The sequence below is a fragment of the Sporichthyaceae bacterium genome (assembly GCA_036269075.1).
Classification (GTDB): Bacteria; Actinomycetota; Actinomycetes; order Sporichthyales; family Sporichthyaceae; genus DASQPJ01.
The window spans coordinates 1-26,415 of the sequence record DATASX010000084.1; the positions used below are offsets into that span (position 1 = coordinate 1).

21 protein-coding genes are annotated in these 26,415 nt (G+C 71.5%); 11 read left to right on the forward strand and 10 right to left on the reverse strand.

Annotated elements, in window-relative coordinates:
• Positions 1-42 precede the first annotated feature (42 nt).
• Positions 43-225 (reverse strand): hypothetical protein, encoded by a 183-nt coding sequence (locus VHU88_14860; GenBank protein HEX3612964.1) that lies wholly within the window; start codon positions 223-225, stop codon positions 43-45.
• A gap of 597 nt (positions 226-822) precedes the next feature.
• Positions 823-6,318 (reverse strand): carboxyl transferase domain-containing protein, encoded by a 5,496-nt coding sequence (locus VHU88_14865; protein HEX3612965.1) that lies wholly within the window; start codon positions 6,316-6,318, stop codon positions 823-825.
• Between the two features lie 141 nt (positions 6,319-6,459).
• On the opposite strand from VHU88_14865, the gene cobF reads away from it, so the two are divergent.
• From cobF to VHU88_14900, 7 genes are all read left to right on the forward strand, one after another.
• Positions 6,460-7,221 carry a precorrin-6A synthase (deacetylating) gene (cobF, locus tag VHU88_14870; GenBank protein HEX3612966.1) on the forward strand — a complete coding sequence of 254 codons (762 nt, stop codon included), beginning with the start codon at positions 6,460-6,462 and terminating at the stop codon, positions 7,219-7,221.
• 29 nt (positions 7,222-7,250) lie between these two features.
• Positions 7,251-7,679 (forward strand): TIGR03618 family F420-dependent PPOX class oxidoreductase, encoded by a 429-nt coding sequence (locus tag VHU88_14875; protein HEX3612967.1) that lies wholly within the window; start codon positions 7,251-7,253, stop codon positions 7,677-7,679.
• An 86-nt stretch (positions 7,680-7,765) separates the two neighbouring features.
• The gene (cbiE, locus tag VHU88_14880; GenBank protein ID HEX3612968.1) at positions 7,766-8,980 is read left to right on the forward strand and encodes a precorrin-6y C5,15-methyltransferase (decarboxylating) subunit CbiE; all 1,215 of its coding nucleotides are present in this window, start codon (positions 7,766-7,768) and stop codon (positions 8,978-8,980) included.
• Positions 8,980-9,726, forward strand: a complete 747-nt coding sequence (gene cobM / locus VHU88_14885; GenBank protein ID HEX3612969.1) for a precorrin-4 C(11)-methyltransferase — start codon at positions 8,980-8,982, stop codon at positions 9,724-9,726. The genes cbiE and cobM overlap by 1 nt, the downstream gene beginning before the upstream one ends.
• A 13-nt stretch (positions 9,727-9,739) precedes the next feature.
• Positions 9,740-10,507, forward strand: a complete 768-nt coding sequence (locus tag VHU88_14890) for a cobalt-precorrin-6A reductase (GenBank protein HEX3612970.1) — start codon at positions 9,740-9,742, stop codon at positions 10,505-10,507.
• 52 nt (positions 10,508-10,559) lie between these two features.
• The gene (locus VHU88_14895) at positions 10,560-10,676 is read left to right on the forward strand and encodes a heavy metal-binding domain-containing protein (GenBank protein HEX3612971.1); all 117 of its coding nucleotides are present in this window, start codon (positions 10,560-10,562) and stop codon (positions 10,674-10,676) included.
• Complete coding sequence (locus VHU88_14900; GenBank protein HEX3612972.1) at positions 10,673-10,858, forward strand: heavy metal-binding domain-containing protein; 186 nt, start codon at positions 10,673-10,675, stop codon at positions 10,856-10,858. Before VHU88_14895 ends, VHU88_14900 begins: the two co-directional genes overlap by 4 nt.
• A 107-nt stretch (positions 10,859-10,965) precedes the next feature.
• Here the strand turns inward: VHU88_14900 and VHU88_14905 are convergent, their stop codons facing one another.
• From VHU88_14905 to VHU88_14920, 4 genes are all read right to left on the reverse strand, one after another.
• Complete coding sequence (locus VHU88_14905) at positions 10,966-12,435, reverse strand: SDR family oxidoreductase (GenBank protein HEX3612973.1); 1,470 nt, start codon at positions 12,433-12,435, stop codon at positions 10,966-10,968.
• 144 nt (positions 12,436-12,579) lie between these two features.
• Entirely contained in the window at positions 12,580-14,103 is a 1,524-nt protein-coding gene (locus tag VHU88_14910; GenBank protein HEX3612974.1) for a precorrin-2 C(20)-methyltransferase, read from the reverse strand.
• A complete protein-coding gene (locus VHU88_14915; protein HEX3612975.1) occupies positions 14,100-14,729 on the reverse strand; it encodes a precorrin-8X methylmutase in 630 nt (209 codons plus the stop codon). Before VHU88_14915 ends, VHU88_14910 begins: the two co-directional genes overlap by 4 nt.
• A gap of 72 nt (positions 14,730-14,801) precedes the next feature.
• Positions 14,802-15,764 (reverse strand): precorrin-3B synthase, encoded by a 963-nt coding sequence (locus VHU88_14920; GenBank protein ID HEX3612976.1) that lies wholly within the window; start codon positions 15,762-15,764, stop codon positions 14,802-14,804.
• A gap of 120 nt (positions 15,765-15,884) precedes the next feature.
• Here VHU88_14920 and cobN point away from each other — a divergent pair, with 120 nt between their 5' ends.
• Both cobN and VHU88_14930 read left to right on the forward strand, forming a co-directional pair.
• Positions 15,885-19,583 (forward strand): cobaltochelatase subunit CobN, encoded by a 3,699-nt coding sequence (gene cobN / locus VHU88_14925; protein HEX3612977.1) that lies wholly within the window; start codon positions 15,885-15,887, stop codon positions 19,581-19,583.
• A gap of 53 nt (positions 19,584-19,636) precedes the next feature.
• A complete protein-coding gene (locus VHU88_14930; GenBank protein ID HEX3612978.1) occupies positions 19,637-20,524 on the forward strand; it encodes a class I SAM-dependent methyltransferase in 888 nt (295 codons plus the stop codon).
• Here VHU88_14930 and tsaD read toward each other — a convergent pair.
• A complete protein-coding gene (gene tsaD / locus VHU88_14935) occupies positions 20,517-21,551 on the reverse strand; it encodes a tRNA (adenosine(37)-N6)-threonylcarbamoyltransferase complex transferase subunit TsaD (protein ID HEX3612979.1) in 1,035 nt (344 codons plus the stop codon). The genes VHU88_14930 and tsaD overlap by 8 nt on opposite strands.
• 182 nt (positions 21,552-21,733) lie before the next feature.
• Here tsaD and VHU88_14940 point away from each other — a divergent pair, with 182 nt between their 5' ends.
• Positions 21,734-21,859: a hypothetical protein gene (locus tag VHU88_14940; protein HEX3612980.1), complete on the forward strand. Its 126-nt coding sequence runs from the start codon at positions 21,734-21,736 to the stop codon at positions 21,857-21,859.
• Between the two features lie 44 nt (positions 21,860-21,903).
• Here the strand turns inward: VHU88_14940 and VHU88_14945 are convergent, their stop codons facing one another.
• From VHU88_14945 to hemG, 3 genes are all read right to left on the reverse strand, one after another.
• Positions 21,904-22,941, reverse strand: a complete 1,038-nt coding sequence (locus tag VHU88_14945) for a DUF475 domain-containing protein (GenBank protein HEX3612981.1) — start codon at positions 22,939-22,941, stop codon at positions 21,904-21,906.
• Positions 22,942-23,101: 160 nt separating this feature from the next.
• Positions 23,102-23,842, reverse strand: coding sequence for a hydrogen peroxide-dependent heme synthase (gene hemQ, locus VHU88_14950; GenBank protein ID HEX3612982.1), 741 nt, complete (start codon positions 23,840-23,842; stop codon positions 23,102-23,104).
• The gene (gene hemG / locus VHU88_14955) at positions 23,839-25,260 is read right to left on the reverse strand and encodes a protoporphyrinogen oxidase (GenBank protein HEX3612983.1); all 1,422 of its coding nucleotides are present in this window, start codon (positions 25,258-25,260) and stop codon (positions 23,839-23,841) included. The genes hemQ and hemG overlap by 4 nt, the downstream gene beginning before the upstream one ends.
• Before the next feature lie 124 nt (positions 25,261-25,384).
• Here hemG and VHU88_14960 point away from each other — a divergent pair, with 124 nt between their 5' ends.
• Positions 25,385-26,368 carry a DUF4349 domain-containing protein gene (locus tag VHU88_14960; protein ID HEX3612984.1) on the forward strand — a complete coding sequence of 328 codons (984 nt, stop codon included), beginning with the start codon at positions 25,385-25,387 and terminating at the stop codon, positions 26,366-26,368.
• The last annotated feature ends 47 nt before the right edge of the window (positions 26,369-26,415 follow it).

Sequence of the window (26,415 nt, forward strand, 5' to 3'; positions counted from 1 at the left end):
GCCTCGCCGCGAGCGGCGAGGCGCGACCGGAACGCCGAATGCTTAGAGCGGGAGGCCGCCGAGGCTGCCGGTGATGGCGCCGAGCAGACCGCTCAGCAGGGCCGGCAGGCCGCCGACGGTGCTGATGGCGGTGCCCCCGGCGCCCGTGACGGCCGTGACCGCCCCGCCCAGCAGCGTGGCCAGCGACGAGATGATGCCGGTGAGGTCGAGGAAGATACCCAGCATGTTGATTCCTAAGGTCGAGGGTGATTTCGTGGTTTCGGTCGACGGCTTTCGAATAAAGGCAGCTAGACCCGTTCCGTCCTTGTCTGACATGGGAAGAAAACCAGGGCCCTAAATGCCCGTGTAGTGCCGTTTGTCATCGGTCACCGAATTCCTCCCGCCGCGGCGGCACCCACGGTGTCCGTTTCCGGCGTTTTGCGTGCCAATCGCGGGCAAGCCCGGATTCCGCTGGTCGGGACCTAGGTCCAAGAGCCCTCTTCGTGGAGGTATGCAGCGGAATGGGCGCGGCACCCCGTGAGGTGCCGCGCCTTTCGGGTTGGCCCGCCACGGTCTCCGCGTCCGCACCTCGGCCCAGGACAACACCCTGCCGAACGCGGGTTCGAGTCGGTGGCGGAGCCGCCTATTGAGCTTCCGACGCGTTTCTTGGTCGAGATAGTGTCATTTGTCATCTACTGTCCGATGTGCGGGGAATTCACCCGCTTCGGGCCCTGCACCGAGGTCGGCAGTCACTGGCAACAGCAACGGCCGACCCCGTCCACAAAAACGAGCGGGCCGGCGCGGCACCCCATGGGATCCCGCGCCGGCCCCGCGTTCGGTGTGCTACCGCTCCAGCGTCCGCGCGATGCCTCGCTCGACCGCGCCGATCAGGTAGGGCCGCAGGTCCGCGGCGGCGATGATGGCGTGGACCGAGCCGACCCGCTGGGCCCGGCGGATGTCGTGGATCCCCTCGAACTCAGCGGCGACCTGGCCCATCTTCTCGACCCGGACGGTGGTCCGCAGGTCACCGAGCTCCACCCGCAGCGCAGCGGCCCTGGCCCCGTCGGCCTCGGCGATCGCGGTCTCCAAGGCCTTGATCCGGCCGTCGTCGTTGGTCCGCCTGCGGACCTCGCCGGCGAAGACGACCGCAGCCGCGGGCGCGCCGCCGAGCACCGAGGCGTAGGAGCCCTCGACCGCGACGACCTCCATGTTGTCGTTCAGGGTCCCGGAGAACACGACGAACGCACCACCGTGGTAGCGGGAGATGACCGCGAACACGATCGGGCCCTGGAAGTTGGTGATCGCGCGGCCGATCTCGGCGCCGTTCTCCAACTGGACGTTGCGCAGCGACTCCGGCGAACCGTCGAACCCGGACAGGTTCGCGAGCACCACCAGTGGCCGGACCCCGCTCGCGGCGTTGATCGCCCGGGCGGTCTTCTTCGACGACTGCGGGAACAGCGTGCCGCCGGTCCAGATGTCCGGGCCGTCCTTGGGCAGTGCGCCCTTACGCGGAACGGGTTTCGACTCGATCCCGATCACCGCGACCGGGATGCCACCGAGGTGCGCGTCCACGATCACCGAGGTGTCGGCGTCGGCCATGCCGGCCCACCGTTCGAGCACCGCGTGGTCCTGGTCCATCACCGCCCGGATCACGGTCCGGATGTCGAACGGCTTCTTCCGCTCGGCATTCTTCTGCGCGGAGAAGATGTCGCCGACCTTGGTGAAGTCGCTGCCCGCGATGTTGTGCGGGAACTCGCGCACGTCGCGGTCGCGCGGGTCGTTGGTCGGTGCCGGACGCGGGAACCGCTCGCCGGGCGCGCGGTAGGCGTGCTCGTAGTGCGCGAACAGGATTCCCACCGCGGCCGGGATGTTCGGCGCCCAGTACTGCGCCTGGCCGTTCGGGCCCATGACGCGGTCGTAACCGCCGATGCCGAAGTTGTCCTCGGCCGAGACGCCGCCGGAGTAGTCCAGCGACTGCTTGCCGGTCAGCACCATCGCCGAGTCCGGCGTCATGACCAGGATGCCCTTGGTGTGCATCAGCATCGTGGCCTCGGCGTTCCAGTACGGCTGGGCGCCGACGTTGATGCCCGCGACCACGACGTTGATCTCGCCGCCGGCCTGGGTGAACTCGATGATTCGGCGCAATGCCCGGGCCACCCAGTCCATGTTCTCCGTGCCGGACTCCATCGAGATCCGGGCGCCGGAGGACAGCGCCAGCCACTCGACCGGGATGCCTCGGTTTTCTGCGTAGTCCAGTGCCGCGCAGACCCGGTGGCACTCGGCCTCGGCGACCGAACCCAGCGACTTGGTCGGGTCGCCCATCAGCACGACCCGGGTCATGCCCTCCGGGTAGCGCGGAGTGATCGAGGTGACCTCGCCGACCACGATCCCGGCCGTGTTCTTGCCGCGGGGGCGGTCGACCGGGACCAGCACCCCATCGGCCAGATCCAGCTCGGCGAACGTACCGCCCTCACCGGCCAACAATTCGGCCAGTTCGTACGGGTAGATCGCGCCACGGGCCCGGGAGGCCCGGACCTTCTGCGAGTACTCGTCCAGCGGCGGAAGCGGCTCGGTGGGCCGCTCGACGACCGAGATCTGCACCCCGGCGCCGTGCCGGTAGGAGATCAGCACCGCGACCTCGTGCTCGGCGATGTCGTCGGCCTCCTGCAGCCGGCCGACGACCATGACCTCCTCGAGACCCGCACCCGCGGTCATCGGGACGAGGTTGCGCACCACGTGGTGCATCTCGTCCAACGGGACCTTCGCTGTCGGGGCCACCGAGAGCACGATCCGGTTGGACTCGATGCGAAGCTTCGGCGGACGCCGCAGGTGCTGCGCGCGGATGCTCTCCACGCAACCGGCGAGCACCCGCTCGACGGTGGGCACGGCCAGGACCCGGCCGGCCGCGTCGCGCAACGGGTGCACGTCGCGGATCTCGCCGAGAGCGATGAACCGCTGGTCGTCCCGGTTCTCCTTGCCGACTGCGCGGTACAGGTAGATGCCCTCGTCGCCCGGTAGCCGAGTCAGGTCGAAGTTGACCAGCCGCTTGAAGTCCAGCCGCTGCGCCACCAACGGGTGCAGCCCGCGGATCAGACGGTCCTCGACCAGGCTCCCGTCCGCACTCGGGCGGAACGTGAAGTAGTGCGCCCGGGCGGCGATCTCGCCGCCGGCGATGCCGACGGTGACCCGGCGCAGGGTCTCCGGCAACGACAGCTGCGCGGCAGCGGCCCGCAGTTCCTCAGCCATCGCGTCGTGGTCGCTCGGCGCCCCTGCCCAGGACAGGAAGATGTCGACGACCAGCGTCGAGGGTTCCCAGGCGTCGGTGCCCGCGGCGACCACGTTCAGCGCGCCGGACAGCTCGTCGAGCTCGCTGAAGTCGCCGACCGTGGTGATCAGGTGCAACCGTTGGTCGGCCAGCTCGAACTCGGCGGTGACGAACTGGCGGTCCTGCTGCTGGAACAACCGCACCTCTTCCAGCACCCGGGTGCGATAGTAACGCCGCGTCAGAACTTCGAGCAGCGGGCCGAGGTCGGCGGTACCGGTCCCGATCCACTCACTCATCAGCCCGATGATCGGCTCGGGCGAGACGACCATCTCCTCGACCCGCTCGGCACGGTCCGGTGCGTCCGGATTCGCCACCAGGTAAGCCAACTGCTCGCGCACAGCCGTGATGACCTTCGCGCGGTAGGCCATGTTCTGCGGCTTGTCGAAGTAGCGGTACCGCACACTGCGGGCCAGCTCACCGATGACCGGGTTACGGATCACGGTGGCTGTGACAACTCGCTCGAGAACCTCGGCCAACGCATCGTTCGCGGTGGCCTCGTCGGCGACCTCGAGCCAACGCTCCAGGAGCGCGGTAACCACCGGCATCTGAGCGTCGCCACGTTCCAACGCGAGGAATACGCGGTATACCGCGTCCTTCAACCGGCCGCTGGGCTCCAGATCGGAGATGTCGTAGTGCGCCAGCGCCCGCAACAGCCGGGACCGGAACGACTCCGGCAGACCTTCCCGCTCGATGTCGAGCGAGTGCAGGTAGGCGTGCAGGTGCTCGCGCGGCGAGTGGACGTGGAGATCGGAGAGCTCCTCCTCCTCCGACGGCCGGTTGCGGGAGAGCTCGCAGATGTCGGAGAAGGTGGTCAGCAACGCGAGTTCGGCCGAGACCAGGTCCGCATCGTCGGCGGGCAGCGCACGGCGCACCTTCGAGTACTCGCCGACCAGTGCCCGCGCCTCGCCCGCGCTCACGTCGTAACCGGTGACCAGCGCGCGCAGCGCGTCGAGGATCGCCGCGGCCCGCCGGGCGGGCTCGACCTCGGACTCGCCGTCGCCGGCGAACACCACGGTCGGGGCGTCGCAGACCACGGTCTCCTCCGACTCCGGGTCCAGCCGCACCAGGGGGGTCCCGGCCGGGACCTGTGAGTTGACCGAGGCGAAGACCTCGCGGACCCGACCGGCGACCGGGGTCACCACCGGGGTCTCCATCTTCATGGCCTCGAGCACCGCGACAGTCGTGCCCGCCTCGACGACGTCGCCGACCTTGACCGGCAACGAGACGATCACGGCCGGTGCGGAGGAGCGGATGACGCCGCCCTCGTCGCGAGCGACGCGGTGGCTGATGCCGTCGACCTCCACGAGGTGATCGGCCGCGCCGGCCGCGAGCACGACGCGGTGGACCCGCCCGTGCACCGAGAGCCGGTAGGCGAAACGACCCTGCCGCTCGACCGCGACCTCGGCCTTGGTGCCGTTGGCCGAGACCCGGTACCGGGCCGGGGAGATCTGATTGACCCTCAGTTTGTAGTCCTGGCCCTGGTAGCGGACCTCGACGTCGCGCCCGATGGCGTGGTTCGCCTGCGGGCGACCGCCGCGGGCCGAGACCAGGAACGCCTCGCGTTCCGTGGCTTCCTCGCGGGCGTAGACGTCGATGGCAACCGCGTAGAGCGCGATGTCGGCGTGGGCGGGCAGGGTCGCCTTCGCGTCCAGCCCGACCCGGTCCAGCCATGCCGTGTCGGCCGAGCCGGACAGGACCTCCTCGCGGTTGAGCAGGTCGAGCACGAACGACTTGTTCGTGGTGCCGCCCTTGATGACGACGGTGGTGTCGCGCAACGCGCGCCGCAGCCTGGCGATCGCCTCGGTGCGGTCCCTACCGGACGCGATGATCTTGGCGACCATCGAGTCGAACTCCTGCGGGATGGTGTCGTCGGTGGCGATCCCGGAGTCGACGCGGATGCCCGGCCCCTGCGGGAACTCCAGGAACTGCACCTGGCCGGGCGCGGGCGCGAAGCCGTTGTCCGGGTCCTCGGCATTGAGCCGGATCTCGATCGCGTGGCCGACCTCGGCCGGGCACTCCCCCTGCAGCGCCTCACCGCCGGCGGTGAGGATCTGCAGCTTGACCAGGTCGACGCCGGTCGCGGCCTCGGTGATCGGGTGCTCGACCTGCAGGCGGGTGTTGACCTCGAGGAACGCGAAGGACTTGGCGGCCGGGTCGTAGAGGTACTCGACCGTGCCGGCGCCGTGGTAGCCCACCTCGCGGATCAGGTCCATCGAGACCCGGCGCAGTTCGAGGGACTGCTCGGCGGTCAGGACCGGCGAGGCCGACTCCTCGATGATCTTCTGGTTGCGACGCTGGATGGAGCAGTCGCGCACGCCCGGCGCCCAGACGTTGCCGTGCTTGTCGGCGATGATCTGCACCTCGACGTGCCGGCCGCCGGTGACCAGCGCCTCCAGGAACACGCCGTCGTCACCGAAGTACCGGGCCGCATCGGCGCGGGTGCCCTCGTAGGCCGCCGTCAGCTCGCCGGGCTCCATGACCTTACGGATGCCGCGGCCACCGCCGCCGGCCTTGGCCTTGATGATCAGCGGGTAGCCGATCCGCTCGGCGTGCTGCTCGGCCTCCGCGACGCTCTGCACGCCGCCGGCGCCGCTCCACGCCGCGACCGGGACGCCAACCCGTTCGGCCACCAGCTTGGCCTCGATCTTGTCGCCGAGCAGCCGCATCGCCTCGGCCTTCGGGCCGATGAACGTGATGCCGAGCCGGTCGCAGAGCTCCACGAAGCCCGGGTGCTCGGAGACGAACCCCCAGCCCACCCAGGCAGCGTCAGCGCCGCACTCCACCAGCGCGCGCTCGAGTTCGGCGTAATCCAGATATGGGACGGAGGCGGTGGCACTGGGGCGCAGCAGTACGGCTTCGTCGGCCTGACGCACGAACATGGCCGAGCGTTCGCCCTCGGTGTGCATGGCAACGGTTCGAATCCGGAACCCGCGCTCCTCGTTGAGCTCGCGGACTGCACGGATCAGGCGGACCGCCGCCTCACCGCGGTTTACAACGGCAATTCGTCGGAACACTGAGGCTTCTCCAGCTCATGGGCGTCTGGCCGACCGGATCGCGGGCGGCGTCTGACAAACCCTAGGGCGGCCCACCCTGACTCCGCAGTGACGGCGGTGACAACAATCGGGATGGAATCCTGTAAGACCGGAGGGACTCGGGTGCGCACCATTCATGTGATCGGCATCGGCTGCGGAAGCCCGGAACACCTGACCCTGGAGGCAATTCGGGTCCTCGCGGACCTCGACGTGGTCCTCGTCGTGGACAAGGGAGAGGCCACCGCGGAGCTCGTCGAGGTGCGCAGAACAATTTGCGAGAGGCACATCACAAAGCCCTACCGGCTGGTACCGGTCCCCGAGCAGCCCCGCGACCGCCGGGCCGCGGATTACCCCGGTGCGGTGACCGACTGGTACGACGCCCGGGCCGCGGCCTTCGAGACAGCACTGGTCGAGCACACCGGCGCGCAGGAGGCCATCGGCATCCTGGTGTGGGGCGACCCGGCGCTGTTCGACAGCACGCTACGGGTGCTCGACCGGGTCGCCGACCGGGAGAAGATCGCCTTCCGGTGCTCCGTCGTGCCCGGGTTGAGCAGCATCCAGGTGCTCGCCGCCCGGCACGGGGTGACGTTCACGGCCGTGGGCTCCCCGGTCCACGTGACCACCGGACGGCGACTGGCCGGCGGGATGCCCCCGGACCTGGACAACGTCTGGGTCATGCTGGACGGCAGCGGGGCCTTCGCCGACCTGCCGGACGAGGACCTGGACATCTTCTGGGGCGCCTACGTCGGGATGCCGGACGAGCTGCTCGTCACCGGCGACCTGCAGGACTGCAAGGCAAAGATCCTGGAACTGCGCGCCGAGGCCCGGGAACGCAAGGGCTGGATCATGGACAGTTACCTGCTGCGGCGGCGTCGCGGTCGGTGAGAGTCGCGCCGGGGGTCTAAGTTGCCTCGATGGCCGTCGATTCCCCGCGCGTTCGCGTCGCGTCGCACCTGCTGTCCGCGCACGACCCGGCGGTGGCCGAGTTCTGGACCGAGCGGCACCTGTGCACGCTGACCACGCTGCGCGCCGACGGCCGCCCGCACGTGGTGCCGGTCGGGGCCACGCTGGACGCCGAGGCCGGCCTGGTGCGGGTGATCGCCTCCCGGTCGTCGCTGAAGGTGCGCCACGTCGCGGCCGAACCCGGTGGGGCTCCGGTCGCGGTGTGCCAGGTCGACGGCCGGCGGTGGTCGACCGTGGAGGGCACCGCGACGGTCAGTGCCGAGCCGGCCGACGTCGCCGAGGCCGAGCGCCGCTACGCGTTGCGCTACCGCACGCCGCGGGCCAACCCGGAGCGCGTCGTGCTGCTGATCCGGATCGACCGGCTCGTGGGGAATCCATGATCCCTCCGGCCCTGCCTCGTTGCAGGTGAGCAAAGGCGAGGGCTATACAGCAAATCCGGGCAGACGCGATTGGGCGGTGTGGGGGCATGAGCGAGCGGGTCACCGTCGTCGGGATCGGGGCCGATGGCTGGCCGGGGCTGACCGAGACCGGTCGGGCCGAGCTGGCGCGGGCAGATGTGATCGTCGGCGGGCCGCGGCACCTGGCCATGCTGCCGGACGACCTGAAGGCGACGCGGGAGTCATTGCCGATCCCGCTGGTCGAGGGCCTGCCCCAGTTGCTGGAGGAGTACGCCGGGCACCCGGTGCACGTGGTGGCCAGCGGCGACCCGATGCACTACGGCATCGGCTCAACCCTGGTGCGGATGCTCGGCCCGGAGATGGTACGTGTCGTGCCGCACCCCGGGTCGGTCTCGTTGGCCTGCGCGCGCCTGGGCTGGTCGGTCGAGGACGTCGACGTGATCAGCACGGTCGGTCGGCCGCTGTACCGGGTGCGGGAGGTGCTGTCCCCGGGCGGTCGCGTCCTGGTGCTGTCCGAGGGCGCGATGACCCCGGCAGCAGTCTGTGCACTGCTGGTGGGTGCCGGGTTCGGTCCGAGCGAGGTGATCGTGCTCGAGCAGCTCGGCGGCCCGGACGAGCGGCTGATCGCCGCGACCGCGGCCACGCCGGCCTCCCCGTCCGGCGGGTTCGACCCGCTCAACATCGTCGCGATCGAGGTGCTGGCCGAACCCGGCCGCAGCCCCCTGCCCCGGACCCCGGGCCTACCCGACGACGCATTCGCGCACGACGGGCAGATCACCAAGCGGGAAGTCCGGGCACTGGCGCTGGCTCGGCTCGCGCCCCGACCCGGCGAACTGCTCTGGGATGTCGGCGGCGGGTCGGGCAGCATCGGCATCGAGTGGATGCGGGCTGCCCGGGGCGCGCTCGCGATCTCCGTCGAGCGTCGCCCGGACCGCGCCGAGCGGATCACCGTGAACGCGGTCACCCTCGGTGTACCGGACCTGCGGGTCGTCGTCGGGACGGCACCGGACGCGCTGGCCGACCTGCCCCTGCCCGACGCGATCTTCGTCGGCGGCGGCGGCAGCGACCCGGCCGTGCTGGACATGTGCTGGGATGCGCTGCGCCCGGGCGGCCGGTTGGTCGCGGACGCCGTGACGTTGCAGACCGAGGCCGCTCTCGTGGACCGGTGCGACCGCTTCGGTGGGGACCTGACCCGGCTGGAGGTGTCGCACGCGGTGCCGCTCGGCGGGTTCACCGGCTGGCGCGCCGCGCACCCGGTGACCCAGTGGGCGGTCACGCGGTAGTGACGGTCCACTTCGTCGGGGCCGGGCCGGGTGCGGCCGATCTGGTCACCTTGCGGGCCAAGGATTTGATCAGCGCCGCGGCGGTTTGCCTGTACGCGGGCAGCCTGATCCCGTCGGCGATCCTGGCTTGGTGCCCGCCAGGGGCACGGGTGGTGGACACGTCCAAGTTGGACCTCGAGGCGATCGAGGCTGAGTTCCGGGAAGCGCATGCGGCTGGGCACGACGTCGTGCGCCTGCACTCCGGCGACCCGGCGCTGTACTCGGCGATGGCCGAGCAGATGCGGCGGCTGGACGCGGCCGGCATCCCCTACGACGTCACACCCGGGGTGTCCGCCTGGACGGCGGCGGCCGCCGCGTTGAACCGGGAGCTGACCGTCCCCGGCGTCGGGCAGACGGTGGTGCTGACCCGCATCTCCGACCGCTCGACCCCGATGCCGCCCGGTGAGGACCTGGCTTCGCTCGCGGCACTGGGCACCACCCTCGTGCTGCACCTGGCGGTGCAGAAGATCGAGGACGTGGTCGCCGAACTGATGCCCCGGCACGGCCCGGCCGCGCCGGTCGCGGTCGTGGCCCGGGCGAGCTGGGACGACGAACTGGTGCTGCGCGGAACGCTGAGCACGATCGCGCAGGCGGTACGCGCCGCCGGGGTGGTCCGGACCGCGGTGATCATCGTCGGCGCGGTGCTGACCGCCGAGCAGTTCCCGGACAGCCACCTCTACAGCTCCGCACGGTGTCGCGACACATGAGCCAGGTCGGCCGATGAGCGTTGAGTTGCTGATCCTCGGCGGCACCGGAGAGGCCCGGGCGCTGGCGGCCGCACTGCATGCGGCCGGCGAGCACGGTTTCGTCAGCTCGCTGGCCGGTCGGGTCAGCGCCCCGGCGCTGCCGGCCGGCGCGGTGCGCATCGGCGGGTTCGGCGGGGTCGACGGGCTGCGGGACTGGCTGCGCGACGAGGGCATCACGGCGGTGATCGACGCGACCCACCCGTTCGCCCGGCGGATCAGCGCGTCTGCCGTGGCCGCCACGAAGAGTCTGGGGCTGCCGCTGCTGGTGCTGCGCCGGCCAGGCTGGCAGGCGCAGCCCGGCGACGACTGGCACCGCGTGCCGGACATGCCCGCCGCTGCCGGTGCGTTGCGCGACCTGCCCGGTCCGGTGCTGTTGACCACCGGCCGGGGCGGGCTCGAGGTCTTCGCGGCCGCCCCGCACCGGTTCGTGATCCGCACGGTGGACCCGCCCGACGGGCCGCTGCCAACCGAGCACGTGCTGCTGCTCTCGCGCGGGCCCTACGCCCTGACCGACGAGCGCGCGCTGCTGGCCGAGCACGGTGTACGGGTGCTGGTGACCAAGGACAGCGGCGGGAACATGACGGCTGCGAAGCTGGTCGCCGCTCGCGAACTCGGCGTCACAGTGGTGATGGTCGACCGCCCGCCGATGCCGGGGGCCGGTCGGGTGAGCGTCGTCGCGGACGTGCCCGGCGCCTTGGCCTGGCTGCGCACGAACGGCCTGCTGCACCCAGATCATCGATGATCAGAATGGGCACTCTCATACCTGGGCTGCGGCGGCCGGCAGCGTGGACCGCATGCTGATCACAACCACGAACGACGTCGCCGGTCATCGGATTGCCCGCGTCCACGGCGAGGTCTTCGGGCTTACCGTCCGCTCGCGCAACATCGGCCCCAGCACCGGGGCGGCCTGAAGTCGCAGGTCGGCCAGGAATTCGAAAATTGGCACAGCGGGGGCGAGCTTCGGGGCATGACCAAGATGCTCGCCGACGGCCGTACGCAAGCCACCCAACGGCTCACCGAGGAAGCGCGGGCCCGCGGTGCCAACGCCGTGATCGCGTTCCGCTTCGACACCAGCGAACTCGGGGGCAGCTGACCGAGATCTGCGCCTACGGCACCGCGGTGACGTTGGATCCCGACCCTGGCGACGCCGCGTTCCCAACGGGGCTGCACATCTGACTCGACGTCAGCGGCAGCGGACGGTCAGGCGGTGCTGAAGTCGCCAGGCTTCGCCGGTCGACCCAGGTCCGCCGGTGCACCCGGCTGGGTGGCCTGCTCCGAGTCCGATCGCGACGCGACCTGATTCGGTACCGCCGGTGAGTCCTGGACCGGCTGGGTCAGGAATGCCTGACCCGCCGCGGACTGCTCGGCGCCCGGCTGAGCCGGCAGCGGCGACGTTGTAGTCACCGGACCGGGGTTCAGCTGATCGGCCATCAGATGGGTCATCGGCGGCACGGGCGCCGCCACGTACGCGGGACCGGCCGGCGGCTGAGCCGGGTACTGCGGCATGCCTTGCGCCGGCTGGACCGTCGCCCAATGGGCGTTGTTGGGCGGCTGCTGCATCGGGGGCTGCGGCATCGGCTGCTGCTGCGGCATCGATTGCTGCTGCGGCATCGGCTGCTGCGGCATCGGCTGCTGCTGCGGCGTCGGGTACTGCTGCGTCGGCGCGGGCGTCTGAGGGTCGGCCGGCTGCAACCGTTCGGCGCGGGCCTGCTCGCGCTGAACCTTGCGGGCCTGCTCCTCGGCCTGCTGGGTGAGCTTCTCCGCGTCCTTGGCGGCCCGCTCCTGCGCCTTGGCAGCGTCCTTGGCCGCGCGAGCGAGCTTCCGGTCGGTGGCCTTCTGCTGAGCTTGGGCCGCCTCGAACGCGACGGCCTCCGCATCCCGGAAGCGACGGGTGGCGGCCAGGTAGGCCCCGAACGTCTGCTCCCCGACGCCGCGCTCGGGGGCGAGGTGCGCACCGGTGCGCCAGCCCTCGTACTGGTGGCCGCGCTTGTTGACCTCGAGGACCTTGCGGACCCGCCCGGTCTCGGCCAGCCAGGTGCTGGCGAACTCGACGGCGGACAGGATCTGCGGGCCGCCCATGTCCGGCACCCGGTGGGACTGGATCCCGGTGCACAGGTCGGCCATCCGGTCGGCCACCTCGGCGGCGGCGATCGGCTGGAACGAGGTCGCGCCGGGCACCAGCATCAGCGGGAAGCGGGCCGCGTGGGCCAATTCCGCCTCGAGGTGCTCGTGAAAGTGGGTGCAGCGCATCACGGTCCACGGCAGGTCGCCGCTCTCGAGCATCCGCTCGACGGCGCGCTTGTCGCGGTACTGCGGGCTGCGGATGGTCTCGCACCCCACCATCGACGGGAAGACGATGTGCGGGTGGTTCGCGCGGGCCGCCGCGATCATCAACTGGGCGCCCATCTTGGCGTCGCCCTTCAGCCCGGTCGCGCAGTGCACGATCGTGTGCACGCCGTCGACGGCCGCGGGCACACCAATGCCCGTGGTCAGGTCGCCGACGAACCACTCGGGTTCGCCGCGCATCGGTGCCGACTCGTCTCCGGCAACACTGCCTGGCCGTGGTTTGCGGCTGAGAACCCGGACCTCACGGCCCCGGGCCTGCAGTTCACGAACCAACAAAGTGCCAAGCGTCCCGGTTCCGCCGGTTACCAGGATGGGCGCGCTCATCGGCGTGCGGCCTCCCTCGCTGCCAGTGACTCAATCCCCACGGAGCAGAGTGACACCAAGATCGGCCTTTCGTGGGCGAACGCCGTTCTGCACCGTTGGCCCGCTCTACCCTGATCCGTCCGACTCCCTACGGGGCGGAAACGGTCATTGCGGGCGATACCGGCGCGGTGTGAAAACCATGGTGGATCCGTCCCCCCGGGTTATCACCCGCGTGGTCGAAGATCCGATCATCAGTAGACACCTCATGTCGATGGTCCCGGGCTGCATTTGACCCAGGGTTGTCACCTCTATGTGCTCGGCCGCACCGCCGACGTCGCGGCCGATCACCACCGGCGTCTGTGGGCTCCGGTGCTCGAGCAGTACCTCGCGGGCGCGGGCCACCTGCCAGGTCCGGTCCCGGGAGGCCGGGTTGTAGACGGCGAGCACCAGGTCCGCCGCAGCGACGGCCGCCAGCCGGGTCTCGATGACGTCCCAGGGCTTGAGCCGGTCGGACAGCGACAGCACACAGAAGTCGTGCCCGAGCGGTGCACCTACTCGGCTGGCCACCGCACTGGCCGCGGTCAACCCGGGCAGCACCCGCACCGGCACTTCCTTCCACCGCTCTTCTGCGGCCACCTCGAGCACCGCCGAAGCCATCGCGAACACGCCCGGGTCGCCGGAGGACACCACGGCCACCCGGCGGCCGCGACTGGCCAGGTCGAGGGCGAACTCGGCGCGCTCGCTCTCCACCTTGTTGTCCGAGGCGTGCCGCCGCTGCCGAGGGTTGGGCGGCACCCGGTCGAGGTAGGGGCCGTAGCCGACGAGGTCCTCGGCGGCGGCCAGCGCCGCCTGCGCCTGCGGGGTCAACCACTCGCGTCCGGCCGGGCCCAGCCCGACCACGACCACCTCACCGCGCCCGCCGGTCCGCACCGGGGCGGTGGCCAACTCGGCCCGGGTCGCCTCGTGGACCCGGCTGGGCAGCACAGCCACCGAGAAGTACGGCACAGTGGCCGGGTCGACGTCGGCCAGTCGGGCGATCCGCTGCCGCCCGGTGGTGGCGCGTTCGACGTACCAGGCCTCGTCGAGCCGACCCGCTCCGGCCAGGGCGTCTCGGACGCCGGTGAACGTCCGGCCGAGCTTCATGATCGCCGCTGAATCGGTCTGCGCCAGCCGGGCGGCCAGCACGTCCGGGGACAGAGTCCCGGGCAGCACGGTGAGGATCTCGTCGCGTTCGACCAGCGGCATCCCAAGTTCGGCGGCCGCCCCGGCCACCGAGGTCACCCCGGGCACCACCTCGACCGGGTACCGACCGGCCAACCGCTTGTGCATGTGCATGTATGAGCCGTAGAAGAACGGGTCGCCCTCGCAGAGCACGACGACGTCGCGCCCGGCGTCCAGGTGTTCGGCCAGTCGGCCGGCGGCCTGGTCGTAGAACTCCTCCAGCGCCCCGCGGTACCCGCCCGGGTGGTCGGTCGTCTCGACCGTCAGCGGGTAGACCAGCGGTTCCTCGATCTGATCGCCCGTCAGGTAGGGGGCGGCGATCGAGAGCGCGACGCTGTTTCCGTGCCGGGCGGCGTGGTAGGCGATCACGCCGGCCGTCGCCAACAGTCGGGCCGCCTTCACGGTGACCAGTTCCGGGTCGCCGGGCCCCAGCCCGACCCCGTAGAGCTTGCCTGTCATTCCACTCATTCCACCTCACTCGCGATGGCGTTGACCGCGGCGACAGCCATGGCCGATCCGCCGCGGCGGCCGCGGACGACCAGGTGCGGCAGTCGGTGCGGCGAGGCGGCCAGTGCCTCCTTGGACTCCGCGGCACCGATGAACCCGACCGGCAGTCCGAGAACGGCCGCCGGGCGCGGGGCGCCCGCGTCGAGCAGTTCGAGCAGCCGGAACAGTGCGGTCGGGGCGTTGCCGATCGCCACCACCGCGCCGGCCAGGCGATCGCCCCACAGGTCGACGGCGGCCGCGGACCGGGTGTTGCCCAGTTCGGCGGCCAAGCCCGGCACGCGCGGGTCGGCCAGCGTGCAGACGATCTCGTTCTGGGCCGGCAACCGACTGCGGGTGATGCCCGAGGCGACCATCTGCGCGTCGCAGAGAATCGGCGCGCCGGCCAGCAGCGCCGCGCGTGCCGCCGTTACGACGTCCTGACTGTATGTCAGATCCGTTGTCAGATCGGTCATCCCGCACGAGTGGATCATCCGCACCGCGACCCGGGCCACGTCGGTCGGCAACTGGTCGAGGGCTGCCTCAGCCCGGATCGTCGCGAACGACCGACGGTAGATCTCGGCAGCGTCACGCACATACTCGATCTTCACGCCTCGACCACGCAGGCGAGGTCCTCGGCGTTCGATGAAGATGCTCTGCTCATCTGTCGCTCGCCAGCTCGCTCATACAACCTCCAGCCCATGGGCGCCGGCCCACGAGCGCACGATGTCGACGCCAGGACAGTCGAGGCCGGGAACCAGCAGGCTGCGCCAGGGCGTGACCCGCACCGACTCGGCGGCGCCGGAGTCGACGAGCGCTCCGGCGGCCTGCGCCGACAAGGTCCGGTCGGGCACGCCGACGACCACCGCAACCCGACCGTCCAACGGGGTCGCGTGTGGGCCCAGGTTCGGCAATCGCGGCCGGACCAGTGCCCCGGGCGGCAGACTCTCGGCGCAGTGCACGGTCGGGATCGCCGCCCGCACCACCGCGGCGACCCGCGCCGGGCCCTCGGTCAGTTCGACCAGCCGCCAGGCGCCCGAGCCCTGGGCCTGACGCTCCGTCAGGAACGCCCGAGCCGCACAGACCGCCGCGACGACCACCTGGTCCTCGGCCACCCGCACGCCGGGCACGGTGCCGCCCAGCACCACTTCCCAGCTGCGCTCGCCGCGGAACAGCGCGACATCGGCCCCCAGCGCGGTGACGTCGCAGGTGCCGTCGTCGACGGCGAACAGGAAGCGTCCGGGCAGCGCGGCCAGATCCGCCTCGGCGATCATGGCCGCGTCGAGGGCAGCGACCACGGCCCAGACCTCCGGTCCGCACAGGCCGGAGCACGGCGAGGCGACGATGTTCCGCACCCGCTCATGGGTGTCGCTGGGCAGCAGGCCCGCCGGCCGCAGGCGCTCGGCCAGGTCGCGTTCGGCGCCCCGCGCAAGGCCGCGGACCTGCATGTTTCCGCGCACGGTCAGTTCCAGGACCCCGGACCCGAGTTCGGTGGCCGCCTCGGCGAGCACCCGCAGGCCCGAACTCGCCAGGCGCCCGCCCGGCAGCCGGACGCGGGCCAGTCCGCCGTCCTGCGCCTGCCACACCGAGAGCACGCCCGGACACGCGTCCGGGCCGAGCCGGCGGGGGCGCGGCGGGGTGTTCATCCCCCGATCCTAAGGACCCCTGGACCCCTCCCCGACCGCGGCGAGGGCGTGCGGACCGTCCCGGCAGGCCCTGGAACTCAGGCCCTGGAACTATGGCGGTGACCAGACCGAGGAGTCCGCTTGCCCGCCACGCACCTGCTGCTGTCCACCTCCGACACTGATCTGCTGTCGGCCCGTGCCGCCGCGGCCGACTGGCGCCTGGCGAACCCGGCCCGGTTGGACCTGGCCGAACTGCCCGACCTGCTCGCCGGCGTCGAGATCGTCGTGGTCCGGATCCTGGGTGGCTACCGCGACTGGGAGGACGGGTTCGACCTGCTGCGGGCCGACGGCCGGCCGGTGGTGGTGGTCGGCGGCGAGCAGAGCCCGGACGCGGAACTGATGGGCCTCTCCACGGTGCCGGCGGGCGTGGCGGCCACCGCCCACACCTATCTGGCCTACGGGGGTCCGGCGAACCTGGGCAACCTGCACGGGTTCCTGTCCGACACGCTCCTGCTGACTGGGCACGGCTTCGAGCCGCCCGCCGAGTTGCCGGGTTGGGGTCACCTGGAGCTGGAAGCGGAGGTCACTGACGGAGCGTCAGGTCCACGGATCGGGATCCTGTACTACCGCGCCCACCACGCCGCGGGCAACACCGCGTTCGTCGTCGACCTGTGCCGGGCGGTCGTCGCGCGCGGCGGCGTACCGATGCCGATGTTCGTGTCCTCGCTGCGGGTTCCCGACCAGTCGCTGCTGGCCGAACTGGCTCCGGCCGACGCGCTGGTCGTCACCGTGCTGGCGGCGGGCGGCACCCGACCGGCAAGTGTCGGTGCCGGCGAGGACGACGGGGCCTGGGACGTCGCCGCGCTGGCGGCGCTGGACATGCCGATCCTGCAGGGCCTGTGCCTGACTTCGGGTCGGGACCGGTGGGCCGGCTCCGGCGAGGGCCTGTCGCCGTTGGACACCGCTACCCAGATCGCCGTGCCGGAGTTCGACGGACGGTTGATCACTGTTCCGTTCTCGTTCAAGGAGACCGACCCCGACGGCCTCAGCGTCTACGCCGCCGACCCTGAGCGGTGCCTGCGGGTGGCCGGGATCGCCGTCCGTCACGCCAGGCTGCGCCACGTCGCGCCGGCCGAGAAACGCCTGGCGATGGTCCTGTCCGCCTACCCGACCAAGCACTCCCGCATCGGCAACGCAGTCGGCCTGGACACTCCGGCCAGCGTGATCCGCCTGCTGCAGCGCCTGCGCGAAGCCGGTTACGACATCGGGCCGGCCGACGGCCCGGGCGCCGTGCCGGGTCTGCCCGGCAGCGACGGCGACGCGCTGATCGCCGGGCTGATCGCCGTCGGTGGCCAGGACCCCGACTGGTTGACCGACGCGCAACTGGCCGCAAACCCGATCCGGTTGGGCGCCGCCGAGTACGGGGCCTGGTTCGCGACTCTGCCGGCGGACCTGCGGGAATCGGTCGAGAAACATTGGGGCTCGGCGCCGGGCGAGCTGTTCGTCGACCGGTCCCGCGCGGCGACATCGAGGGATCCGGCCGGCGAGATCGTCCTGGCGGTGATCCGTGCCGGGAACCTCGCGCTGACCGTGCAACCGCCGCGCGGGTTCGGCGAGAACCCGGTGGCGATCTACCACGACCCGGACCTGCCGCCCTCGCACCACTACCTGGCCGTCTACCGCTGGCTCGGCGGCGACGGGCCAGGCTGCTTCGGCGCGCACGCGATGATCCACGTCGGCAAGCACGGCAACCTCGAGTGGCTGCCGGGCAAGACCGCCGGGATGTCCGCCTCGTGCGGGACCGACGCCGCACTCGGTGACGTGCCGTTCATCTACCCGTTCCTGGTCAACGACCCCGGCGAGGGCACCCAGGCCAAGCGGCGGGCGCACGCGACCTTGGTCGATCACCTGGTCCCGCCGATGGCCCGGGCCGAGTCCTACGGCGACATCACGCGGCTGGAGCAACTGCTCGACGAGCACGCCAACATCGCGGCGATGGACCCGGCGAAGCTGCCCGCGATCCGGGCCCAGATCTGGACGTTGATCCAGGCCGCCAAGCTCGACCACGACCTCGGCCTGGACGATCGTCCGCACGACGCCGAGTTCGACGAATTCCTGCTGCACGTCGACGGTTGGCTGTGCGAGATCAAGGACGTCCAGATCCGCGACGGCCTGCACATTCTCGGCCAGGTGCCGGTGGGCGAGCCTCGCGTCGACCTGGTGCTGGCAATGCTGAGGGCCCGTCAGATGTGGGGCGGCCAGGTCGCTGCCCTGCCCGGCCTGCGGGAGGCACTGGGCCTGGCCGAGGACGGCAGCGCCACCCGGGAGGAGACCGACCGCATCGAGGCGCAGGCCCGAGCGCTCGTCGCCGCCATGGAGGCCGCCGACTGGGACCCCGCCGCCACCGACTCGATCCTCGCATCTTCTGACGTGTCGGGCGCCCTAGCTGAGGGGTTGAAGGGCGCGGGACACGGCAGAAGTTGCGATCTGGTTGCGGTGGCGGGCGTGCTGCGGTTCGCGGCCACCGAGATCGTGCCGCGCCTGAACCGGACGTCCGACGAGATCGACGCCGTCCTGCACGCCCTGGCAGGTGGGTACGTCCCGGCCGGGCCGTCCGGCTCGCCGTTGCGGGGTCTGATCAACGTGCTGCCGACCGGGCGCAACTTCTACTCGGTCGACCCCAAGGCGGTCCCGTCCCGGTTGGCCTACGCCACGGGCGCGGCGATGGCCGAGTCGCTGCTCGAGCGCTACCGTGCCGACACCGGCGCGTGGCCGCGGTCGGTGGGCCTGTCGGTGTGGGGCACCTCGGCGATGCGGACCTCCGGCGACGACATCGGTGAGGTCCTGGCCCTGCTCGGCGTGCGCCCGGTGTGGGACGAGGCCTCGCGGCGGGTCAGCGGCCTCGAGGCGATCGACCTGGCCGAACTGGGCCGGCCGCGGATCGACGTCACGGTGCGGATCTCCGGGTTCTTCCGCGACGCCTTCCCGCACGTGGTCGCGATGCTGGACGACGCCGTCCGGTTGGTCGCCGAACTCGACGAGTCGCCGCAGGACAACTACGTCCGGGACCACGTGGCCGCCGATGTCGCTGAGCACGGCGACCGGCGCCGAGCCACCGTGCGGGTGTTCGGGTCGAAGCCGGGCGCCTACGGTGCCGGTCTGCTGCCGTTGATCGACTCGCGATCCTGGCGCACCGACGCCGACCTGGCCGAGGTCTACGCGGTCTGGGGCGGTTATGCCTACGGCCGCGACCTGGACGGCGTCCCGGCCCGCCCGGACATGGAGTCGGCCTACCGACGGATCGCGGTCGCCGCGAAGAACACCGACACCCGCGAGCACGACATCGCCGATTCCGACGACTACTTCCAGTACCACGGCGGGATGATCGCGACCGTCCGCGCGCTCACCGGCAAAGATCCGCAGGCCTACGTCGGCGACTCGACCAACCCCAGCGCGGTCCGCACCCGCAGCCTGTCCGAGGAGACCGCGCGGATCTTCCGGGCGCGGGTGGTGAACCCGCGCTGGCTGACGGCAATGCGCCGGCACGGCTACAAGGGCGCGTTCGAACTCGCGGCCACCGTCGACTACCTGTTCGGCTACGACGCCACCGCGAACGTCGTCGCGGACTGGATGTACGAGCAACTGACAGAGCGTTACGTCCGCGACCCGGAGCAGCGCAAATTCTTCGCCGAGTCCAACCCCTGGGCGTTGCACAGCATCACCGAACGACTGCTCGAGGCCGCCGATCGCGGCATGTGGGAGCACCCGGACCCGGAGAGCCTCGCGGCATTGCGCGACGTGTACCTGGAGACCGAGGGCGACCTGGAGGCGAACACCTGACGCAGCGTCAGGAACCAGTCCAGCTCCACCGATCTTCAGGTTCGGGAGGAATCGTGGCCACCACCCAGGAACGGCCGGACCCGACGGCGGTGCTGGTCGCGGTCTGGCGGGCGCAGCACGTGCGCCTGGACGCGCCGCCCCACGTGCTGGTCGACGACGTCGGCATCCAACTGGCCGACACCCCCGATGCACTCGAGGGCCTCGGCGTCCCGCACGACGCCGACGGCGCCTGGCGCGACCTACCGGTCTTCGCCGGCGCGGCCTCCCGGTCCTACCGGGGACTGATGATCGCGCGGGCCCGGATGACCGAGGACCTGCTGCTCGAAACCGGCCTGGAGCAACTGGTGATCCTGGGCGCCGGGCTGGACAGCACCGCGATCCGCCGCACCGACCTGGCAGGCCGCCTGGCCGTCTTCGAGGTGGAACAACCCGGTCCGCAACGCTGGAAGCAGCGCAGGCTCGCCGAACTCGGCATCGCGGTGCCGCCGGGGCTGCGCTTCGTGCCGGTGGACGTCGAGTCCGGCGAGGACTGGCTGGACGCGACGCTGGCCGCGGGCCTCGACCCGGCCCGGCCGGTGTTCCTGGCGACGTTGGGCCTGACCCAGTACATCGGTCTGGCGGCCACCATGAGCCTTTTCGAGCGCGCCGCAACCCTCGCCCGCGGCACCACGATGGTGATGAGTTTCGGCGTCCCGGACGACTTGGTCGACGCTGCCGAGCTGGACCACTTCCGATCGGTCCTCGCGGTGTTCGAGCGACGCGGTTGCCCGTGGGTCGCCCGCTACCTCCCGACGGAGTTCACGGCACTGGCTACCGTCGGGGGTTTCGGCGAGGTCGACGTGGTCACGCCCGAGGACCTCACCACGCGGTACTTCGGCGGACGCGACGACGGATTGCGGTCACACAGCGCCGAGTACTTCGTGGTGGCCCGCCTCACCTGAGCGCGGCGGTACGCAGGTCGGCCGAGGGGTCGGCGCCGAGGTCCAGGTCGTCGGCGGGCGCACCGGCCGCCAGCAGCATGTGGCCGACTGCCGCGATCATCGCGCCGTTGTCCGTGCAGTACTTCAGGGCCGGCACCCGCAGGTTTATCCCGGCCGCCGTGCAGCGCGCCGCGGCGATCTCCCGCAGCCGGGAGTTGGCCGCGACTCCCCCGACGATCACCAGGGTGTCGACGTTCTGGTCGCGGCAGGCGGCGATCGACTTGTCGACCAGCACGTCGACAACGGCCTGCTGGAACGAGGCGGCGACGTCGTTGGTCGGGATCTCGTTGCCCGCGCGCTCCTCCCGCTCGACCCAACGGGCGACGGCGGTCTTCAAGCCGGAGAAGGAGAACTCGAACGGCGGGTCGCCGGGGCGGTTCAGGCCGCGCGGGAACGCGATCGCCGCGGGGTCGCCCTCCTTTGCCGCGCGGTCGATCCACGGCCCGCCCGGGAACGGCAGCCCGAGCACGCGGCCGACCTTGTCGAAGGCCTCGCCGGCGGCGTCGTCCAACGTGTCGCCGAGGTGGTGGATCTCGTCGGCGACCAGATCGCGGACGACCAGCAGCGAGGTGTGCCCGCCGGAGACGATCAGCACGATGCACGGGTTCGGCAGGGCGCCGTGCGCGAGGGTGTCGGCGGCGACGTGCCCGGCCAGGTGGTGCACGCCGTAGAGCGGGACGTCCCAGGCGATCGAGTAGGCCTTCGCGGCCGCCAACCCGACCTGCAGGGCGGTGGCCAGGCCCGGCCCCGCGGTGACCGCGATCGCGTCGACGTCGGCCCCGGTGATCCCGGCCTGCGCCAACGCCGCGTCCAGGCAGGGCACGAGCGCCTCGAGGTGCGCCCGCGCGGCCACTTCCGGCACCACGCCGCCGAACCGCGCGTGCGCTTCCATGCTGGAGGCCAGGGCCGAGCCGATCAGCACACCGTCGCGGACCACGCCGACGCCGGTCTCGTCGCACGAGGTCTCGATCCCCACCACAACAGCCACGCACAGATTCTCGCAGAACCCGGATCAGCCGCCGTGTTCGCTGTCGGATTCCGCCGCACGTGCTCCTTCGTCGCGCGCGCGGCTCAGTTCATCCGAACGATGGAGCACATTTGAACCGATCGGCCGGCTCCGCCCACCCGACACGCGCGTCCAAACGGATGATTGCGACCGCGGGAGGATGGATGACCGGCCGGCTATACCCGTACAACGACGACGGGCACGCGCCCTACGGCTACGCCTTGGACGAGCACCAGGGCCGCGGCCTGCTGGCCCGGTTGCGCGCGCTGTTGCGCTCGCACCGGGGCTGACCGACCCGTCCAGGTCGCGCCGATCGCCCGGATCGGCGCAGCCGTCAGGCGCGCACGGCCCGGCGCCGGTTGCGACGCAACGACGACGCGAACGCCATCCCGATGAAACCGACGCCGATCAGCCCGGTGACCACGTCCGGCGCCTCGTGGCCGACGCTCACCAGCAGGATCACCGACAGCGCGCCGATGGCCCACATCGCCCCGTGCTCCAGGTAGACGTATCGGCCCAGCATCTTCTGCCGGACCAGGAACACCGTCAGCGACCGGATGTACATCGCGCCGACGCCGAGCCCGGCCGCGATCACGAAGATGTTCTGGCTGATCGCGAACGCCCCGATCACCCCGTCCAGGGAGAACGAGGCGTCGAGCACCTCGAGGTAGCAGAACAGTGCGGCCGCCGCGCGACCGACCAGCACCGCACCGGAACCGGACGTGAGGTCGTGGCCCTGCGCCTCGAACAACTCCCCCAGACCGTGGATCAGCACGTAGCAGATCAAGCCCGACGACCCGGCGACCATCACCGTGCCGACGTTGTCGGCGAATGCCTCGGCGACTGCGACCAACGCCAGTACCGCGAACACGACCGGCAACTGCTTCAGCCGACCGATGCGGGCCAGCGGCACCTCCAACCAGGTCAGCCAGTGCAGTTCGCGGGCCGGGTTCAGGACGAAGTCCAGGAACAGCATCAGCAGGAACACCCCGCCGAACGCGGCGATCTGCGGGTGCGCGGCGGCCAACACGTTGGCGTAAGTGCCCGGGGTGTCGACCGGGCCGCCGGCCCGGGCGAGCCGGAACGCCTGCGCCGGGTTGAGGTGCGCGGTGATCCCGACGATCACCAACGGGAACAGCACTCGCATCCCGAAGACCGCGACGACGACCCCGATCGTCAGGAACAGCCGCTGCCAGAACGGGGAAAGTCGGCCCAGTACCGCGGCGTTGACCACGGCGTTGTCGAACGACAGCGAGATCTCCAGCACGATCAGGATCGCCACCAGAGCCAGCGCCGAACTGCCGCCGAGGATCCCGGCCACCGCGAGCGCCACGATCGTGCTCGCCAGCGCCCAGCCGAACGTGCGGATCAAACCGCTCCAACCGATCGCGGCCCGGCGCGGCAGCCGAGCGGTTCCCAGTCCGGAGAACGAGCACCGGTCGCTGACGGTTCCACAGTGTCCATGATCGGATTCCTGGCCACACGTGCTCCTTCGTCGCGCGCGTGTCTCAATTCATCCGAATCCGCGGACGTCAGGGCAGATTCGCGACGAGTTCACCGACCGGCTTGCGGCGCCCGGTGTAGAACGGCGTCTCGTGCCGGGTGTGCCGACGGGCCTCGCTGGCGCGCAGGTGCCGCATCAGGTCGACCATCCGGTGCAGTTCGTCGGCCTCGAACGCGAGCATCCACTCGTAGTCGCCCAAGGCGAAGGCGGCGACCGTGTTGGCCCGCACGTCGGGATACTCGCGGGCCATCTGGCCGTGCTCGGCGAGCATCGCGCGGCGTTCTGCGTCGGGCAGCAGGTACCACTCGTAGGAGCGGACGAACGGGTACACGCAGACGTAGGCCCGCGCCTGTTCGTCGGCCAGGAACGCCGGGATATGGCCCTTGTTGAACTCGGCCGGACGATGCAGGGCCAGCTGCGACCAGACGGGGCTGCAGCGCCGCCCCAGTTCCGTGCGCCGGAACCGGGAGTAGGCCTCCTGGAGGTCCTCCGCGGCCGGGGCGTGCCACCAGATCATGAAGTCGGCGTCGGCCCGCAGGCCCGCGACGTCGTAGACCCCACGGACCGTCAGATCCTTGTCGGCCAACTGGTCGAACAGGGCGTCGACCTCGGCGGACACCGCGTTGCGGTCGGCCTCGCCGAGCGGGTTCTCGACCTTGAACACCGACCACATCGTGTAGCGGACGACGTTGTTCAACTCCCGCGCACCGCGCGGCTTGCCGCGGTCGGCTTCGCCGCTGTCGCCGGTGAGCTCACTGCGTTCGCTCATTTGTCCCCTCCTGCCGCCGCCCATTCTGCCCCCTGCGCCGCGGGCCGCAGCACGGCTGCCGCCGCCGTCCGCGCCGAGGCGATGCAGGCCGCGATTCCGATCCCGTCGTAGGCCGCGCCGCACACGGCCAGGCCCGGCACGGCGGCGACGGCGGATCGGACCCGGGCGACCCGGTCCAGGTGTCCGACGGCGTACTGCGGAAGTGCCCCGCCCCACCGCGTGACCGCACTGTCCAGCGGCTCGCCGCGCAGCCCGGCCGCCTCGGCCAGATCGGCCCGCACCCGCTGGACCAGTTCGGTGTCCTCGTAGGCCAGGTCGACAGTCTCGCCCAGCCGGCCGACCGAGGCCCGCACGACCACGCCGTCCCCCGCGACCTGCCCGGTCCAGGCCCATTTCGCCGAGGAGTTCGTGACCGCCTTGACCAGCCGGCCGTCGACACCTGGCACGAGGAAACCGCTGCCGCGCAACGGCCTGGTCACCGCGGCTGCGGGCAGGACCAACGTCACGATCGCGACCGAGGCGTGCTCGACCGTGCGCAGTTCGCCGGCCGCGGCCGGGACGGTGTTGTGCAACAACCGGGCGGCCGCGGAGGCCGGGACGGCGAGCACGACCGCGTCGGCGCGGAACTCGGTCGGGTCCGGCACCGGTCCGGTGACCAGTCGCCATCCCTCCGGCAGTCGCTCGAGCTGACGCACCGTCACACCGGTGCGGATCTCGGCGTTCGCGGTGGCGGCCACCGCCGCCGGCAGCCGGCCGACTCCCCCGCGGATCCCGGCGAACACCGGTCCGGTCGACGCGGCCGGCGGTCGCACCCGGAGCCCTTCCCGGGCGGCCTGCGCCAGGGGCGGGACCGCGGCGGCCAACGACAGGCCGTCGGCGTGCCCGGCGTAGACCCCGCCCACCAACGGGTCCACGAGTCGGTCGACGACCTCGCCGCCCCAGCGCCGGCGGACGAACGCACCCACTGACACGTCAGCCTCGGCGGGGTGCACCGGCAATGCCCGCTCGAGGGCGGCCCGGGCCAACCCCGGCCCCGACAGCACGCCGCTGCGGGCCGCGGCGCGCAGATCGGTGGGGATCCCGAACACGTGCCCGGTCGGCAGCGGGCGGACCATACCGCGGGTCCAGACCCCGGCGGCCGTGGTCACCGGGTGCACCAGGTCCTCGCCGAGCCCGACCCGCCGCACCAGGTCGACGGCCTCCGGCCGCCGCGCCAGCAGCGCCTCCGCGCCGCCGTCCAAGGTCAGCCCGGCGACGTCGATCAGCCGCAGTTTGCCGCCGATCGCCCGGCCGGCCTCCAGGACGGTGATCCGCAGGTCCGGCCCGCCCAGCTGCCGCAGGAACGCCGCCGCGGCCAACCCGGCGATCCCGGCGCCGACGACCACGACGGAGCGCGGACCGGGCCCGGGACTGGACATCCCGCCAGCCTGCCACGTCGCGCTCGGGTGCCCGATTCGCGTCGGAGGTGAACGTTTCACCCTTTGGCCCCGTCCTCGTCGCACGGCCCGTCGTCGACGGGTCGATCCGACAAGGAGCACCACCATGACCAGACCCCCCAAAGCAGCGACCGCAGCTCTGGTGCTGGCCGCGCTCGCCGGTTGCAGTTCCGGTCCGAGCCACAACTCGGCCTCGACCGCCTCGTCCGCCGGGGCCATGTCCGGGATGGCCGAGGGCGCCCCCGCCGCATCACCAGCGGCACCGGCGGCCGCCGCGTCCACCACCGGCGCCTCGAGTGCCAAACGCAGCGCGAAGGCGGCTCCGCAGTCGGCGACAGGCCACTCCTCGGCGGCCGGCTCGAACCTGGGGATCCCGACCTCGGCCCTGGCCGGGCGCAACATCGCCTACAACGCCGAGGAGACCCTGAAGGTCGACGACGTCGGCAAGGCGGTGTCCTCCGTCGAGGCCGCCGCGGCGGGCGCCGGGGGTCTGGTGGCCGACTCCGAGCGCAGCGGCCTCGGCGACGACGCCACCGCGAATCTGGTGCTCAAGGTGCCGCCCGGCGGATTCAACGCGGTGCTCGACCGCATCGGCACGCTCGGCGAGGTCACCGACCGAAACCTGATCGGCAACGACGTGACCGATCAGGTCGTCGACGTCGCCGGCCGGGTGGACAGCCAGCGCAAGAGCGTCGACCGGGTCCGGGCGCTGATGGCCCAGGCGACGCGACTGTCCGACGTGGTCGAACTGGAGGGCGAGCTCTCCTCGCGCGAGGCGGATCTGGAGGCGCTGCTGGCCCGTCAGCAGAAACTCGCCCAGCAGACCGACCTGGCCACGGTGACGGTGCACGTGCAGAGCAAGCCGCACCCGGCCGCGGTGCCGCCCGCGCCCCACACCCGGCGGGCCGGGTTCGTGTCCGGTCTGGACGACGGCTGGACGGCCTTCACCGGCGCCCTGACGGTCGGGTCGGCCGTGCTCGGGGCGGTGCTGCCGTTCGGATTGCTGATGCTGGTGCTGTTCCCGGTGGTCGTGCTGGTCATGCGGCGGATGCGGCGGGACGACGTCCTGGACAAGAGCGCGACCGGCTGAGCCGGACACGCCCGATTCGCCCGTCCTCGCGGCTTTTCGCGACGTAC